General features: G+C 66.6%; 12 protein-coding genes and 1 tRNA gene. 9 read left to right on the forward strand and 4 right to left on the reverse strand.

Annotated elements, in window-relative coordinates:
* The first annotated feature begins 61 nt into the window (after positions 1 to 61).
* From AB0C35_RS01815 to AB0C35_RS01830, 4 genes are all read left to right on the forward strand, one after another.
* A complete protein-coding gene (locus AB0C35_RS01815) occupies positions 62 to 442 on the forward strand; it encodes a MarR family transcriptional regulator (protein ID WP_358449370.1) in 381 nt (126 codons plus the stop codon).
* A gap of 174 nt (positions 443 to 616) precedes the next feature.
* Positions 617 to 1,165 (forward strand): GNAT family protein, encoded by a 549-nt coding sequence (locus AB0C35_RS01820; protein WP_358449372.1) that lies wholly within the window; start codon positions 617 to 619, stop codon positions 1,163 to 1,165.
* A gap of 182 nt (positions 1,166 to 1,347) precedes the next feature.
* A complete protein-coding gene (locus tag AB0C35_RS01825) occupies positions 1,348 to 2,574 on the forward strand; it encodes an FxsB family cyclophane-forming radical SAM/SPASM peptide maturase (RefSeq protein ID WP_358449374.1) in 1,227 nt (408 codons plus the stop codon).
* A 269-nt stretch (positions 2,575 to 2,843) separates the two neighbouring features.
* The gene (locus AB0C35_RS01830) at positions 2,844 to 3,821 is read left to right on the forward strand and encodes an HEXXH motif domain-containing protein (protein ID WP_358449376.1); all 978 of its coding nucleotides are present in this window, start codon (positions 2,844 to 2,846) and stop codon (positions 3,819 to 3,821) included.
* Positions 3,822 to 3,847: 26 nt separating this feature from the next.
* Here AB0C35_RS01830 and fxsT read toward each other — a convergent pair whose 3' ends face one another.
* Positions 3,848 to 6,448, reverse strand: a complete 2,601-nt coding sequence (gene fxsT, locus AB0C35_RS01835; protein ID WP_358449849.1) for an FxSxx-COOH system tetratricopeptide repeat protein — start codon at positions 6,446 to 6,448, stop codon at positions 3,848 to 3,850.
* Positions 6,449 to 6,682: 234 nt separating this feature from the next.
* Here fxsT and AB0C35_RS01840 point away from each other — a divergent pair, with 234 nt between their 5' ends.
* From AB0C35_RS01840 to AB0C35_RS01855, 4 genes are all read left to right on the forward strand, one after another.
* Positions 6,683 to 6,871 (forward strand): hypothetical protein, encoded by a 189-nt coding sequence (locus AB0C35_RS01840; protein ID WP_358449378.1) that lies wholly within the window; start codon positions 6,683 to 6,685, stop codon positions 6,869 to 6,871.
* 94 nt (positions 6,872 to 6,965) lie between these two features.
* On the forward strand, positions 6,966 to 8,903 hold the full coding sequence (locus AB0C35_RS01845) for a tetratricopeptide repeat protein (RefSeq protein WP_358449380.1): 1,938 nt from the start codon (positions 6,966 to 6,968) through the stop codon (positions 8,901 to 8,903).
* Positions 8,904 to 8,939: 36 nt separating this feature from the next.
* A complete protein-coding gene (locus AB0C35_RS01850) occupies positions 8,940 to 9,491 on the forward strand; it encodes a hypothetical protein (protein ID WP_358449381.1) in 552 nt (183 codons plus the stop codon).
* A 125-nt stretch (positions 9,492 to 9,616) separates the two neighbouring features.
* Complete coding sequence (locus tag AB0C35_RS01855) at positions 9,617 to 11,041, forward strand: MFS transporter (RefSeq protein ID WP_358449383.1); 1,425 nt, start codon at positions 9,617 to 9,619, stop codon at positions 11,039 to 11,041.
* Positions 11,042 to 12,279: 1,238 nt separating this feature from the next.
* On the opposite strand, the gene AB0C35_RS01860 is transcribed toward AB0C35_RS01855, so the two are convergent.
* From AB0C35_RS01860 to AB0C35_RS01870, 3 genes are all read right to left on the reverse strand, one after another.
* Positions 12,280 to 12,352: transfer RNA gene (locus AB0C35_RS01860), tRNA-Thr, on the reverse strand.
* Positions 12,353 to 12,417: 65 nt separating this feature from the next.
* Complete coding sequence (locus tag AB0C35_RS01865; RefSeq protein ID WP_358449385.1) at positions 12,418 to 13,893, reverse strand: alpha/beta hydrolase; 1,476 nt, start codon at positions 13,891 to 13,893, stop codon at positions 12,418 to 12,420.
* A gap of 101 nt (positions 13,894 to 13,994) precedes the next feature.
* Positions 13,995 to 14,696 carry a TetR/AcrR family transcriptional regulator gene (locus AB0C35_RS01870; protein WP_358449387.1) on the reverse strand — a complete coding sequence of 234 codons (702 nt, stop codon included), beginning with the start codon at positions 14,694 to 14,696 and terminating at the stop codon, positions 13,995 to 13,997.
* 101 nt (positions 14,697 to 14,797) lie between these two features.
* On the opposite strand from AB0C35_RS01870, the gene AB0C35_RS01875 reads away from it, so the two are divergent.
* The gene (locus tag AB0C35_RS01875; protein WP_358449389.1) at positions 14,798 to 16,306 is read left to right on the forward strand and encodes a DHA2 family efflux MFS transporter permease subunit; all 1,509 of its coding nucleotides are present in this window, start codon (positions 14,798 to 14,800) and stop codon (positions 16,304 to 16,306) included.
* Positions 16,307 to 16,585: the final 279 nt, after the last annotated feature.

Consider the following 16,585-nt stretch of genomic DNA (forward strand, 5'->3'; position numbering starts at 1 on the left):
CTAAATTCCTCAGAATTTAATGCGGATGCATCTCATGCGTGCGCATGCTAGGATCCGCGGCATGGAGGCGGAGTCTGCTCTGGTCGGCCGCTGGCGCAAGCTCGCGAGCTGCTACAACACGGTCGCGTGCGCCCTCGAACGCGCCCTGCAGGACGCCCATGGCGTCAGCATGAGCGAGTACGAGACCCTCGACCGCCTCGTCGACCTCGACTGTGAGAAGCACCGCATGCAGGAGATCGCCGCGGCCATGTATCTCAGCCAGAGCGCCCTGTCCCGCACGGTCGCCCGCCTGGAGAAGCACGGCTACGTCCAGCGCGGTCTCTGCGAGGCCGACCGCCGCGGCGTCTTCGTCAAGATCACCGATGCCGGCCGCCGGTGCCACTCCGAAGCGCGCGAGACCCACCTGAAGGTCCTCGCCGAACACCTCGACTCCACTCCCTGACCGCACACCCGCCGCACTCCTCGGTCCCGGCGAACTTTCCGGGCTCCCAGACGTGACTGTGCGGCGAGTGCGCTCTGCGGGGAACGTGGTGCAACCTGGTCCGTAGACGGCCGGTCGTCCCCCAGCCGGCCCTGAGCAGAGCGGTCCTGGGCAACGGGCCAGGTCGGAGGTGTTGTGGGCTGTCGCGTAATGCTGCGCCGGCTGCGGGCGGCGGACGAGGAGGAGTTCGTCCGGCTCGCCGAACAGAGCGCCGAGCTGCACAAAGACTGGGTCAGGACGCCGGCCGACCCGGCGGCGTTCCGCGAGTACTTGAGCCGGTTCGCGGACCCGGCGGCCGGTGAGGCGCTGCTGATCAAACGCGCGGACACGGGCGCCATCGCCGGTCATGCCACGCTCACCGGCATCGTCCGCAGACCGTACGACCGCGCGGTCCTCGGTTTCGCCGCCTTCACACCGAACGCGGGCCTGGGCTACATGACGGAAGGCGTCGGCCTGACCGTCCTCTACGCGTTCGGCCCGCTCGGCCTGCACCGGGTCGAGGCGGACGTCCAGCCGGCCAACGAACCCTCCCGCCGCCTCGTCAACCGGCTCGGCTTCAGGCGGGAAGGATTCTCTCCCGGGTTCATCAACATCGGCGGCGTCTGGCGCGACCACGAACGCTGGGCCATCACCGCCGGCATGAGCACCAACCTCCCCCCATGCGACAAAACCCTGATGCCCTAGCCAAGTGCGTCTTACCGGCTGTTTCCGCAGGTGACGGAGACGAGATCGGCCGGCACTTCGCGCGCGGCCCGGATCGGCCGCCGCACACCGGTTTAATGATCTCCCCAAAAGACCTATAAAGGGACAAAACCGGACAGTGCGCCGAGTCGCGCGCGTCGATTGCCGACGAGAGGTGGACGGGCGTGACGCACAGCGGACGCACCGGCGAAAGCCCCGAGTGGCCGGACACCCTGGACGTGGGCGCCCTGCTCGAGGCGGGATGGCGACCGACGCCGTTCCGGCAGTTCATCCTCAAGATCCACAGCCGCTGCAACCTGAAATGTACGTACTGCTATATGTACGAGATGGCTGACCAAAATTGGCGGAAACAACCTCGTCGTATGACGAAACCCACGATCGCCAAGGTCGCCGAAAGGATCGCCGAACACGCTCGCAGCAACAAGCTTCCCGGGATCGATGTCATCCTGCACGGTGGGGAGCCGCTTCTCGCAGGCCTCGAGCACCTCCGGTACGCATTGCACACCATCAGGTCCGCCATCGATCCGATGACCACGGTCACCTTCCACGTGCAGACCAATGGTGTCCTGCTCGACACCAACTTCCTCGATCTGTTCGATGAACTGGGCGTCCTCCTGGGCGTCAGTCTGGACGGTGATCAGGACAGTCACGATTTGCATCGCAAGCGGGCCGACGGCCGGGGGAGCTATCAAGCGGTGGCCGCCGGGCTCGACCTGCTCAACGCACCGCAGTACAGGCACCTGTTCTCCGGCTTGCTGACCACCATCGACCTGGGCGCCGACCCATTGCGGACTTACGATGCACTTCTAGCATTCCGCCCTTCGTCCATTGATTTCCTGCTCCCCCACGGCAACTGGGACATGCCGCCCCCCGGCCTGCCCGCACCCGGGCGGACCCCCTATGCCGACTGGCTGATCGCGATCTTCGACCGCTGGTATCGGGCGCCCGTCCAGGAGACCCGGATCAGGATGTTCAGCGAGATCATGCGCATGCTGGGCGGCCGCCCGTCCCGCAGCGAGGCCCTCGGTCTGTCGCCGGTGGCGGTCACGGTCGTCGAGACCGACGGGTCCATCGAACTGGTCGACACGCTCAAATCCGCCTACGAAGGGGCGTCCGCCACCCGCCTCCACGTCTTCCGCGACGGTTTCGACTCGGCGCTCATGCTCGCACCGTTCGCGGCAAGGCAGATCGGCATCGCGGCCCTATCGACCAAATGTCGGGCGTGCGACGTCCATCGCGTGTGCGGCGGCGGCCTTTATCCGCACCGGTACCGGACGGGACGCGGTTTCCGGAACCCGAGCGTGTTCTGTGCGGACCTCCTGCGCTTGATCACCCACGTCCGGCAGGTCATGGTGGACGATCTGGCCGAACTGACGGGATCCCGCGGCTGATGCTGTCCGGAAGGACGTTTCATGGTCTCGCTCGCGGCGGTGGTGGCGAGAAGGCCGTCCAAGAACTGCGTGCCATCCACCGGGGAAGACTTCTGCTTCTGATCCGGGGTGTGCTGGAGAGGGCACAAGCGGCGGAGCATCCCGAGGCGGGTATGGCCGCGGATGGCTTCGAACTGCTCAATTCACTCCACCGCGCCCATCCGAACGCGATCGGCGAGGTCCTCGCCTATCCAACGGTCACCGCCTGGGTGCGGCGGACGCTCACGGAGTTGCGCGAGGGCCGGACATCCCATCCCGGGCGGCTGGCATGTGTGGCCGCCGTAGCGGCGCACCGGGTCGGCAGCGACCGGACCATAACCGTGCCGGCCGAAGACGGCTCCGTCGTCCTACCCGGGCTTGGACGCGCGACCCTGCCGGACCGCACCACGGCGAAGTTCGGTTCCGGACGAGTCGGGCACGTGACACTGAGGGACGGCGAACCCGGCTGGACGCCCCTGAGAACGCTGCGTGCGCGGCACGCCGAAACGAGCGTCGGATTCGTCCTCGAGGACGGCGATCCCGACCGGATGCCCGGTGCCGGCACCGTCGCGGGACGCCTCGACGACCTGGGGGTCAGGCACTGGCAGGCCGTCCTCTCGGAAGCATGGGAAATCATGGTTCCGCTGCATTGGACGACCGCCGCCGAGGTTTCCGCCGCCGTCACCGCATTGACGCCTCTCCGTGCGACCGGAACCGGACATGTGAGCGGGACGCCGACCCACGCCTTCGGCAACATAGGCCTGTCGACACCGCCCGGGCCTTATGAGCTCGCGGAAACGCTGTGTCACGAGGTCCAGCACGTGAAACTAAGCGCCTTGCTGGAGATCGTGCCGTTGACACGCCGTGACGACGGCACCCTTCACTACGCGCCGTGGAGGCCGGATCCGCGCCCTATCGCGGGTCTGCTCCAGGGCACGTACGCGTACCTGGGCGTGACGGGCTTCTGGCGCAGGCAGCGAGAAGCCGAGCATGGGAGTCAAGCGCTGCGTGCGCACAGCGAGTTCGCGCGTTGGCGAGAGGCCGCCGGCCAGGCGGCACGAACGCTGGCCGACAGCGGACGCCTCACCGAAACGGGCATGGCCTTCGTGGACGAGATGGCGCGGACACTTCGGGCATGGCAGCGGGAGTACGTCCCCCCGGTCGCCCACCGGAGCGCCAGGGCTAACGCGGACGAACACCGCTCGTCATGGCGCCGCCGCCACGCCTGACCACAGCTCCGAGCCGAGGCGCCGGCTCAGATCGGGGGTGGATCGAAGTCGCAGTCGAGGTGACGACGGTCCTTGGCGACGATCGCGTCGGGGTGTTCCTGACCGAGCGTCGCCGCGTAGTGGTCCATCGTCGCAGTGTGGAGGTTCTGCGCCTCCTCCTTCATTCCCGCATTGAACAGATCCGTGGCGAGGTTGGCCGCGCACGCGAGCGTCATCGGGTGACGACCACCGAGAAGGCGCGTCAACCGGCGCAGCGTCCCCCGCCCCAGTCGAACGGCCGCCTCGATTTCGTCGAGCGCAGCGAGATCGCTGGCGAGATTCACCGCCACCGTGAGCGGGTAGTGGTGATCGCGCCCGAACCTCGCGTCCAGGGCGGCGAGGGCCTTCTCGTTCAACGTGCGCGCCTTCGCCGCCTCCCCGGTCACCCGGCTCAAAAGCGCGAGGTTCCCGGTGCAGCCGTGGTTGTAGGGGTGTTCCGACCCGTAGACGCTCGGATACCGGTTCACGGTGTCCGCCGCCAGCGTCATCGCGCCGTCGATCTCCCCCATGGTCCGCTGGATGTTCGCCAGGCACATCGCGGACGCGAGCGTATCCGGATGGGTCAGCCCGAAAAGCCGCAAGTAGCGCGAGTGGACGTTCAAAGCCATTTCATGCGCGCTTTCGAACTCGCCTACCCGCCGCCAGGAGATGGACAAGTCCTTGGCGGCACGCAGCGTCCAGGGGTGGTCGGCTCCCAGTTCGGTGACCCCGAACGCGTGCGCCTCCACACCGAGGTCGCACGCCTCGGCATAATCGCCGCAGAGCCGGACCGCCCGCGCCAGTCCGGTCCATGGGGCGAGAAGGTCGACCGCATCGCCGGTACGCCCGAGCGCACGATGCAGAATATAGGCGCGCTCGTGGAACTCCTTGCATTTTTCATACTGGCTGTTAAGCCCGTAGTCCAAGCCGAGACTGTTGACCACGCGCGCCGTCTGCGGATCGCGTTTCTGGTACGCCCTGTCGTGTCGTTCGAGCGATTTCATGTCGTGGTCGAGCGCTTGCGAGAACTCGCCACTGGCACGGTAGTCGGCACCAATGCTGTTGAGCAACTGGAGCGTTTCCGGATGCTCCGCACCTGCGACCCTTTCCATCGTCGGCATGATGCGAAAGTCGAGCTCGTAGGCACCCTGAAAGTCACCAAGGTCCCGCAGCACGTTGCCGAGGTGACGCTGTGCGCGGAGAACGTCCATCTCCTCCGAGGACCCGTCTTTGGACCACCGCTTGATGAACTGCTCAAGAAAGCTGCGCGCCGACCCGTAGTCGCCGGAGGCCCGCAGGTACCGGACCACCTGGAGCAGCATCGCCCGGACTTCAGGGTCACGGCTTTCCGCGATCTGGGCGGGCTGGACATGGCCGAGCAGGTCGAAGTATTCCGACCACTTCGACGGGTCCTGCGGCACGTCCGGCGTGGCCTGCGCCAGGAGCAGATAGACCTCGTTCCGGATGCGTTCCCGGTCGGCCTTTTCGAGTTCCTCACGGACCAGCGCTTGGATCAGCCGGTGCACCTGAATCGTCCGGCTCGTCGTGTTGTCGATCTTGGCGAGCGCATAGCGGCCGAGTTCCCCGATGGCGCGGCTCAGCCGAATCGGGTCGTTGAGCAGTTCGGCTATCTCCGGGCTCAGCTTCGGGTGACTTTGGTTGAAGACGTCCCGCGGGATGGGCTCCGGGCTGAAGAAGGCGCAGTAACGCAGCAGCTCGACCGCTTCGGACAGCGACTTTCGCAGGCTGCTGACCGAAAGCCCCCAGGCGGCCGTCATCGACTCCGGGTATTCCGACGGCTTGCCCACCGACAGCAGCTCGGCCGTCCGCTCGGCCAGAAGCTCCAGGTACTCCGACACGGGCATGCCGGTCTCCGCTTGAAGCGCGCCGGCCTGCTCGAGTGCGAGCGGAAGGTCGCCGAGTTGGTCCGCCAGGCGGTCGGCGTCGGGATCGCCGTCCGTGCGGGGGACTCGCTTGGCCAGGAACCTCAGGCTCTCCTGCCGGGTGAACACGTCGACGGGGACGGTCTCGTAGACGCCGCTCCATCGGTGGTTACGCGAGGTGATCAGAACATGGCCGGGTCCGGCGCTGGGGATGAGTTCGGTCAGGTCCTCGGGCTGGTCGGCGTTGTCGAAGATCAGCAGCCATTTGTCGAACGGGTCGCCGCGCCTCAAGGCGTCCAGTACGGAGTTGCAGGCCTCCTCGATGCCCGTCGCGGTCATCGGAGGAAGGTTGAGATATGGGGAGAGGGCGGCCAATGCGGACCGCAGCAGATTCGGCTGGTCCGCAGACACCCACCAGACCAGGTCGTAATACGCGCCGAACCTGTGCGCGTATTCGACCGCCATCTGCGTCTTCCCGACTCCGCCGAGCCCGTGGAGGGCATGCGGCGCGGACACGACGGCGGTCACCTTGCCCGTTATCCCGTCCTGGCCCGTTATTCCGGCCCGCAGCCTGTCAAGAAGATCTTCACGTCCGGTGAAGTTCCTGTTCCGCGGGGGGACCTTCTTCCCCCACACCTGGGGAACCCGCCTGGCAGCCATTCCGCCCTGACCAGTCGATAGCTCCACGTGAACCCGCCTCCGGTTCCGCTCGCGGACGGCGACCATTTCCGTCACCCGGTGGGACGCCAACCACCATACTCGCAACATCCGGGAAGGGATATGTCATTTAGGACGTCCAATAAAACGGAGAACGACCGGCCCATAAGAAGAATGTTCGGTCTTTGTGTCACGAGACACAAAACCTATGACCCGTGAGTGCTATGCGATCGACTTCTGGCCATATCAACGCTCTCGTGTCAAACTTAAAGGGTTCGCCGCCCAGCGACCACTGGAGATCAGATGCAGGACCACGGAAACCTCCAGGTCAGCCGACTCGACTTCTCCGAAGTCTCCTTCGACCGGCTGAACGAGATCAGCGAGAGCGCACTGTGGCACGCCGTGAACGAGATCCTTGATCCACGGTATGACGGCGACGCCATCGCGGCCTTCAACTCTTTCGCGTCACCCCCCGCCGGCGACAAGGCCTGATTGGCCGGATACGGCCAGCCGTTCACCCGGGCCGCCATTCTGGGCGTCAGACTCAGCATCCAGAACATCTGCCCCTAGAGCAGGATGGCGACGAGTGAGCACGCTCGCCCTACCCCCTGGTGCAGGATGCGCGCCGTTTGTGGGGTCCAGGTTCTTCACCGCAGAAGAACGCGTGCTATTTCACGGCCGAGACAGGGAGGCCAAGGAGCTCGCCGGAGAGTGGACGTCCGGCAGGCTCACGGTCTTGCACGGCGTGGCCGGGATCGGGAAGAGCTCGCTGCTGCACGCCGACGTCCTTCCCTTTCTCTGCGACCTGGGAGGCGATGTGCTCCCGGTCGGGCATCCCGGCCACCGTCCACACCACCCGCTCGCAGCGGTTTCCGGTCAGAACCATTTCTCCCTCGCCGTCCTCTCGTCCTGGCAGCCGGACGCCTCGCCGCACCACATCTCCGAACTGTCGATCGGAGACTTCCTGCGACGACGAGGCGGGCCGGGGCTCATGGTGGCCATAGACCAGGCGGAGATGCTCTTCCGCCGGTCACCGGCCTACGAGCGCGACAGGAGGCGTTTCCTCGAGGAGCTGACCAACGCACTGCAGGAGCAGGAGAGCATCCGGTTGCTGCTCTGTGTGCGCGAAGGTTTCGTTCCCGAAGCCCTGAGCTTCGGCCGGCGGATCGGCAATGTCCGGACGTTCGGGCTCGGGCCGCTGGCCCGGTCCGCCGCCATCGAGGCCGTGCACGGCTCGGCGCTGGTCGCCAACTGGACGCTTGATCCGGGAGTAGCCGAACTCCTGGTCGATGAGGTCCGCCGTGATCCACGAGGAGAATCGTCGGGTCCGGTCGAGCCGGCACTGCTGCAGGCCGTCTGCGCCCGGCTGCTCCCCCTTCCCGGCATCCACCCGGAACAGATGGCGGAGGTGGTGGACGCCGCGCTGACCGACTATCTGCGGGAAGAACTCATTGAGGTTGCCGCCGACCGCGCACGGCAAAGCAAGGACGTCACCGATTGGTTTCGCAGAACCATCCTCAGCAGCTCGGCGGCCATCGAGGACGACGATGACACCTCCCTACTATGCGCCCTGGAGGAACGTCATCTCGTCCGTGCACATCGACCGGCAGCTGATCGACCGCTGGTCGCGCTTCTGCATCCAAGACTCACTATTCCCCTTCGACGCCTGCACCGGCCACACTCCGTCGCCGAAAAGCCGGAACAAGTACTGCGCGCGTCCGGAAAGGCCCTCTGCGCCGGCGAACTCGCCTTGGCCAGGATCCACGCCGAAGGCTTGATCGGGACCATCGGCCCGCACCAGATCGCCATCCGCGCACGAGTCGAGTCCCTCCTCGGTGACATCGCCCACAAGGAACGGCGAACCGAGACGGCGATTCGCCACTACCGCAATGCGGCCGAGCTCTTCGAGACATTGCAGGATTCGCCGGGAGTGGCTCAACTGCTGACCGCCGTCGGCCGGCTGTTACTGGCAATGGCCGAAGCCGCTCCCGAGCGGGCGGAGACATTGCGTGCAGCGGCCGTCCGGGAACTGCGCGCCGCGGCGAGCCGTGTACCGGCCGACCCCGGGCCCCGGGCGGCCCTCGGGCGTGCGCTCTGGCAGGCCGGTGATCCGACTGCCGCACTGGCGGTGCTCAGCGGCGCCCTGGATCTGGACGGCGACACACCGGAGGTGCTGCAGACCCGCAGCAAGATCTTCGCCGATTTCGGAAATCCGGAGTCGGCGAACTCTGCGCTCCGGGACTTGGGCCGGGTCGGCCGCCACACCCGTCCCTCCAGTGAGGCGGCCCGGGCCCTGGCGCTCACGACCCGGTCACGGATGGACGCGGCCGCGCGGACGCTCGACGCCGTCCTCGCAGAGTCCACCGACGACGGCCCGGCGCTCCTCCATGCCGCAAGGGCCGAGGACCTGCGCGGAGACCAGGCGTCTGCGATCAAGCTCGCCGCGAGGGCCATGCAGGCCAAGAACCCGCCGTTGCCCGATCACCAGCGCAGCGAGGCACACCTCATGCGGAAGATTCCTTGACGTCAGGTCAGGTTTATCAGTCGAACCGGGGGAAGTATGCAGGACGTGGCCATTGTTGGACTCGCGATCGGCTCTGCCACGATTCTCGGCACTGTTATGGCGACCGTCGGGGGGTTCGTTGCCGAATGGCGCCGTACACGGCGGACGAGCCGGCAAGAACGAGACCAGCGGGCCGAAAGGGAACAGGAGGTACATCGACGAGAACTGCAGGCGTCCCTCGCGGAGGTCCGGCTGGCGGTAATCAAGGTCAGCGTCGGGACACAGCTCGTCCAGGACATGCGCCGGACGGATGCCGCCCGTTTGGACAATCACGATCTACCCGATCGAATCAGGCGCATAAGGGACGATTACCCCAAGGCTGAGGCCGCTCTCCTGGGACTCTGGGGCATCAGCCGCAGCGAGGAGACCCGAGAGGTCGTCGCGTCCCTCCTGGAGGAGGTGGCGTGGGCATTTCAGTACGGTAAGTCGGCAGGTGGGGCGGATGTCGATCCCGTCGAGATCGACCGCAGGATCAAGCATCGGGTGCAGCAACTGAGCATCGCGGTGACCACCGAGGGCAGCGGCGCGCAGCGGCCGGACGGACGCTGACCACAACTGCTGAATCGCCCTCGTAATACCCGCCTGATCCACTACAGTCCAGTGCTGTGCTGTGCGACTCGGAGCGGTAACCCCTCGCTTTTGAGAGCCCCGCTCTTGACGGGAGGGAGGTAAGCTTGGCAGCCTTACGCCTTACGCGGTGGCGGCGCACCAAGGAATCACCTTCCCTTGGTCCTGATTTTACCTGGCTCACCGTCGGATCCGGCATTTCTCAGCTGGGCTCAGTAAGCACGATGGCCGCATTCCCATTGCTTGCCCTGTCGGTGATGGATTCGCCGGTCCTGGCGGGTTGGGTGACTGCGGCCGGAACTTTTCCGCCCTTGCTGCTCCAACTCCCCGCGGGCGTTCTCATCGAGCGAAGCGACTACCGGCTCGTGATGGTCGCCAGCCAGGTGATAAGAGTGGCGTCGGCTCTGATGCTCCTGGCCGCCTTCCGGATATTCGACGAACCGGTCGCCGCCCTCCTGATCGCCGCCGCGGTGGAAGGCACCTGCGCCGTATTCTATGCGACCGCCGAACTCACCTCCGTACCGAGGGTCGTCCAACATCAACTGCTGCCGATCGCGATCGCGAGAAACGAGGCCCGCAGCCAGGGGGCCCTATCCATGGGCCGCCCACTCGGCGGCTTTCTGGCCGCGATCGGTCACTACGGCCCCTCCCTGATCAATCTGGTCGCCGGCTTGGCCGCCCTCCTCTCGGTGCTGAGAATGGACGGCCGGTTCTTCAGGGCGAACAAACCATACGACACGGGGATGATCAACGCATTAAAAGTTGGGCTCTCCGCGTTCTGGAAGGAGCGCTTCCTGCGCGCCGTCATGTTCGTCTGCATAGTTACGAACGTACTATTCCAGATCGTCATACTCCTTTTCATTGTCCTGGCAAAGCAGGAACAGAGATCCACGCTCTTCATCGGAGTCATTCTGGCGGCCTCCGGCATCGGCGGCCTGATCGGTGCGTTCTCGGCCCGGCGGCTGATCGACGTCAACGAGAAGCTCAGCGTCCGTATCGCCCCGAAGCTCAGCGTCGATATCGCCGTGAAACGTAAGCTCAGCGTCCTTGTCGCCTGCTCCGGGGCATGGCTCGTCCTCACCGCAATCATCGCCTTCACCCATCACCCCGTCGCCATGGTCATCGCCTGGGGCGGCATCGGCTTCGTGGGCGCGAACGTGAACGTTGCACTGAACCTCTACCAGGCGAGAGAGATCAAGCAGCATCTCCTCGCCAGGGTCGCGAGCGCGAGCAATTTCATCAGCCGCTGCTCCGCCGCCGCCGGCGCCCTCTGCGCCGGATACATCGTCTCCGCCTTCGGTCCGACCCGCTCCGCCGAAGTCGTCTTCTTCATGATGCTCGGGCTCACGATCAGCGTCTTCGTCCTGGCAGCCGGCATCAGCCGCCAACACCAGGCCACCGAAGCGAAACGGTCCCGCGCTTCCCGCCTCGACGAGCCGACCCACGCCACAGTGGGGCACAGCGGAGACAACGGACAGGATGAACTTTCCGAGCAAGATCGGCGATACGCGTACCCGGGAGTACCGGCCTGAATTGAACGGAGACAGGCCCCACGCGGCCTTCCGGACCCCCTGGACTCCAGTCCAGACCTGCCGTTAGGAACCCTGAGCAGTCGAGCTTCCCGGCTCGCGGCGTCCAGAGGGCAGCGCGGCCCATGGTTCGAGCTCGCTATATGCCGACGAGGAACATCCTCACTGTCCAGAAGAATAGAATAGTTCCGTTCGACTCCTCGGGTTCTGAGATTCCGTCGCCTGAAAAGGGCGCCGAGGCTCGGGGTGATGTGGTTCTTGACAATGCTCCGATACTTGACGCGTTTCCTCGTCGCGATCCGCTTACCGGGCGGGTGTAGCCCAAGGTGATTTCAGTGATCCAGCGTTGCCGGCTCCTGGTTCTACAGCAGGCCGCCGTCACCCTGTGGATGGCGCTTCCGGTCGCCTGATCTCATGGCCTCCTGGTCGCTCCAGGCCCTTGAGGCGTGCCCGGACTGATCTCGGCTATGAGATGGCGCCCTCCTGAGTCGTCATCCCTCTGGGAGAGGGGGCGTCGGGTTTGGATGCGGCTACGGGGCCCTGTGGCTCGGGCGTGCGACCTGTTCCGTCCCCTCGCTCTTGCAGCGGCACTCCCGTACTGGCCGCGCGAGCTACGCGAACCCGTCCGCCGACAAGTGGACGCCTGGCTCATGCTCGACCAAGCGGCCACAGCGATGTGGGTGCATGTCGGCCTGGACGGCTTGCCAGATGGGTAGCCGTTCATCCCGCCGCCCACCAGAGCCTGGCGTTCTGTGCGTGCCGGCGGCAAGACCAAGAGGTCCAAAGCATGCTGGCGCTGCCGAGCTGTAGGTGGGGCCCAACGATTCCACCTCCTGCTGCGGGACGAGCAGAGCGCGGCGGCGGGGAAGGCTTGGCAAGAGCACGGCCTCGTCTTCGCGTCCGCCGTGGGCACCGAATGGAACGCCGGCAACGTGCTGCGGTCCTTCCGGGCCGTCCTGGCGAAGACGGACCTGAACCCGGACGGCTGGACGCTGCGGGAGCTGCGGCACAGCTTCGTGTCGGTGCTGTCGGACGCTGGCGTGCCCATCGAGGAGATCTCGCGGCCGGCCGGGCAAAGAGCCGGAGGTCATGGAGACGGTCTACTGGCCTCGGCTCCGGTCCGCTTTGCCTGCCGGAGCCGAGGCCATGGACGACGTCTTCCCCGTCGCTGCCGAGGATCCTCAGTCAGGCAGTCATGCAGAAGGCCCATCGCGAGTGATCGCGATGGGCCTGGAGGTGGGAGCCGCCTATCGGAATCGAACCGATGACCTATTCATTACGAGTGAATCGCTCTGCCGACTGAGCTAAGGCGGCGTGCCGTGCGGGGCACGGCGGGAAGAAGTCTACCGGGTCCGCGGGTGTGGGTGTGCACTGGTTATTCAGGGGCAGGTGGTTCCGTCCTCGGGCGGGTCGGTGTTGATCAGGTAGTCGTCGGTGGCCTTGGTGATGCAGGGGTCGCCTTGCAGGTAGGCGGTGTGGCCGTCGCCGTCGTAGGTGAGGAGGACGCCGCTGGAGAGCTGCTCTGCGAGGTTTTCGGCCCACTTGTAGGGCGTGGCCGGGTCGCGGGTGGTTCCGATGACGACGATGGGGGCGGCGCCCTTGGCGGTGATGGGTTTCGGCTTCTCCTCGGTCTGGACGGGCCAGTAGACGCACGGGAGGCCGCCCCAGACGACGAAGGGGCCGAAGAGGGGGGCGGCCTTCTTGGCTTCGGCGGCGGCCTTGCCGTAGGTGGCGAGGTCCGGGGGGTTGGGTTTGTCGACGCAGTTGACGGCCATGTTGGCGTCGGTCTGGTTGCTGTAGGTGCCGTTGGGTTCGCGCTCGACCATCTCGTCCGCGAGGGTGAGGAGGACCGTGCCGTCGCCCTGCTGGATGGCCTGGGTGAGAGCTTGGCGGAGGACGGGCCAGTACTCCTTGACGTAGAGGGACCTGGCTATGCCCATCACGGCCAGGGACTCGGTGACCTTGCGGGAGTCCCGGGTGCTGGTGAGCGGCTTCTTGTCCGTCGCCGCTAGGAAGGACGCGATTTTGGCGATGACCGCGTCGGCGGTACCGCCGAAGGGGCAGCCGCCTGTCTTGACGCAGTCGTCGGCGAACGCGCGCAGGGCCGTCTCGAAGCCCTTGGCCTGTTCGATCAGCAGTTCGGTTGAGGACAGCTTGGGGTCGACGGCGCCGTCCAGGGCGAGGGCTCGGACGTTCTTGGGGAACTGTTCGGCGTAGAAGGCGCCCAGGTAGGTGCCGTAGGAGGCGCCGTAGTAGGTGAGCTTCCGGTCGCCCAGGGCGGCACGGAGGACGTCCATATCGCGGGCGGCGTTGACGGTGCCCACGTAGCGGAGTTGAGACGCGGCCTTGGTCTCGCAGTTCTGCGCGAACTCCTTGCCCTCGTCGCCTAGGGCACTGGTCTCGCTCTCGCTGTCCGGGGAGGCGTCCGTGGCGAAGAAGTCGTCGAGTTGGGGGCCTGTGTTGCAGCGGACCGGGGCGCTGTCGGCGACGCCGCGGGGGTCGAAGCCGACGATGTCGAAGCGGCTGCGCAGGTCGTCGCCGAAGGCGCGGGCCGCCTGGCGGACGAAGTCGACCCCGGAACCGCCGGGGCCGCCCGGATTGGTGAACAGTGAGCCGATCCGGTCCGAACTGTCCTCGGCCGGGAGCCTGATGACGGAGATGCCGACCTTTTCGCCGGACGGCTTGGCATAGTCCAGGGGCACCTGGACGGTCGTGCATTCGAAACCGTCCTGGCAGTCCTTCCAGGACGGTTTCTGGCTGTAGAACGATTCGAGCCCTGCGGGGACGGTGGGCGGTGTCGTGTCCTCTTTCTCGGGGCTGTCGCTGCATCCGGCGGCCGTCGCAAACGCCAGCACGGTGGCCACACTGATGAACTTCGCTGCCCGCACCTGGACCCCGTCTCGTCGTAGCGGCACGTACGCCGCCGCCTACGCTACGTCGGCGCGGTGGCCCGGGGCTACTTCCCTCCGTATTCGTGTTCGATGCCGTCGAGCAGCCAGTTGAGGCCCTGCTCGAAGTTCTCACGGCCGTGGACGCCCGCCTCGAAGAGGGGTTTGAGGTGGGGGAACTCGCCGGTTTCCAGGAGCTTCCGAACGTACTCCTGCTCCAGGAGGCTGGCTTGGGCGCGCTGCAGACCGTTCTCGCCGACGTCGTGGGCGTTCTGTTCCCGGAGGGTGTAGCCCAGCATGTAGTGGTCGATGGTGGTGACGATGGCCAGCATGCTCTCCAGGTCGTCGGTGAGCCGGGCGGCCGCGGCGAGGGACTGTTCGGCATGGCGCAGGCCGTTCGGCCCAACGCGGGGGGCGCGGCGGGCGAGTTCGAACATCCAGGGATGTTTGACGCCGACCTCGCGTTCCCTGCGGGCTATCTGGAGCATCGCCTCGCGCCAGTCGTCCGGCAGCTCGCCCTTGATCAGCACCTCCTGCGCGACCTCGTCGTACATGAGGTCGAGGAGGTCTTCCTTCGCGTCGATGTGGGTGTAGAGGCTCATCGCGCGCACGCCCAGCTCGCTCGCGATGCGGCGGATGGACACCGCGTCCAGGCGCTCGGCGTCGGCGATCTTGATCGCCGTCTCGACGATGGCCTCGCGCGTCAGCTTCGGGCGACGTCCACCGCGCGGACGCGTCCACACATCGCCTGACCTTGAAGTTCCTGCCACAGCAAAGATCGTACGTGATACACCGTATCGATACGGCGTACGGACGGAGCGATACGGTGTACAGTGATGCCGATACGGCGTACGGAAACGGAGGCGGACGGATGACCAGCGTGCGAACCGCGCCCCCCGCCGGCGAGGACGAGACCGACCCGCGGCTGCGCAGGCTCGCGATCGTCGTGGTGCTCGGCGCGATCATGACGGTCCTCGACACCACGATCGTCAACGTCGCGGTCACGACTCTCGGCACGGACTTCGGCACCTCACTCTCGACCATCCAGTGGGTGGTCACCGGTTACACGCTCGCCCTGGCCATGGCGATCCCGCTGAGCGGGTGGTCGGTGCAGCGGTTCGGCGCCCGGACGATGTGGCTCGTCTCGCTTGGGCTGTTCATCAGCGGGTCGGTGCTGTGCGGCCTCGCCTGGTCGCTGCCCGCACTGATCGCGTTCCGCGTGCTGCAGGGTCTCGGCGGCGGCATGCTGATGCCCGTCGGCCAGATGATGCTCGTCCGGGAGGCCGGTCCCGGACGGATCGGCCGGGCGATGAGCATCGTTTCGGTGCCCGCCATGCTCGCGCCGGTGCTCGGGCCGCTGCTCGGCGGCGTGATCATCGATGGTCTGAGCTGGCGCTGGATGTTCTTCGTCAACGTCCCGTTCTGTGCGGTCGCGCTCGTGTCCGCCCTGCGGATGGTGCCGCGCGACACCGAGCGCAGCAGAGACGCCCGGCTGGACGTTCGCGGGATGGTGCTGCTGTCCCCCGGCCTGGCGGCCCTTGTGTACGGGCTGTCGGAGGCGGGTAATGGGGCGGGATTCGCCGGTGCGCGTTTTCTCACCGGTGTCATCACCGGGGGCATTCTGGTCACCGCGTTCGTCGTCCACGCGTTCCGCAGGGGCGACGGGGCGCTCATCGACCTGCGGCAGCTGAGCACCCGGGCGTTCACCGCCGCGACCGGAGGATTATTCCTCTACAGCGCCGCGATGTTCGGGGTGATGATCCTGATCCCGCTGTTCGCGGGGATCGTCCGCGGCGAGCCGGCCCTGGACGCGGGCTGGCTCCTGGCCCCGATGGGCGCCGGTGCGATGGCCACGATGGCGGTCTCGGGACGGCTGGCCGACCGGTTCGGCGGACGCTGGTTCGTCGTCGGCGGCGTGCTGTGCGTCCTCGCCGGCAGCCTGGCGCTCACCACGCTCGCCCCCGGAACCGGCCGGAGCGTGATCATGGGGACGATGTTCGTCGTCGGGCTCGGCCACGGCCTGATCGCCCCCTGCCTGATGGCCATGATGTACCAAGGAATGCCCCGGGAGGCGGTGCCCGCGGCGACCACCGGTGCGAACATCTTGGTGCGCGTCGGCAGCTCGTTCGGCACCGCGGCGACGGCGGTAGTCCTGCAGATCGCAATTCGCGGCGAGATACCGGGCGCCTCCGGCAACCTGGACGAGGCCTCCGCACGACATACCGGAGCCACGCCCGCCCTCTTGGCGAACGCATTCTCCGAGACCTTCTGGTGGGTCGCAGCGGTCCTTGTCATCGCCCTGATCCCGATCTTCGCCGTCCCACGCAAGTCCAAGGGAGCTCCGGACCACCATCCCGTCCTGACCAAAACCCGCAGGTAGCCCCGCCCGGCCGTCGTCCGGACCCCACCAAGCTCCGAGCTGATCCGTTGCGGGAGGAGGCCACCCCATGCGTAATGGCACCATCAGGTGGCTCGTGTCGCCGGACGCTCGGTGGTGTCGGTGCGCGCTCGGTGGTGTCGGTGCGCGCTCGATGGTGTCGGTGCGCGCTCGATGGTGTCGGTGCGCGCTCGGTGCGGTCGGTGCGCGCTCGGTGCGGTCGGTGCGCGCTCGGTGCGGTCGGTGCGCGCTCGGTGCGGTCGGTGCGCGCTCGGTGCGGTC

Origin of the sequence: Spirillospora sp. NPDC048819 (assembly GCF_040650055.1) — a bacterium.
Lineage (GTDB): Bacteria > Actinomycetota > Actinomycetes > Streptosporangiales > Streptosporangiaceae > Spirillospora.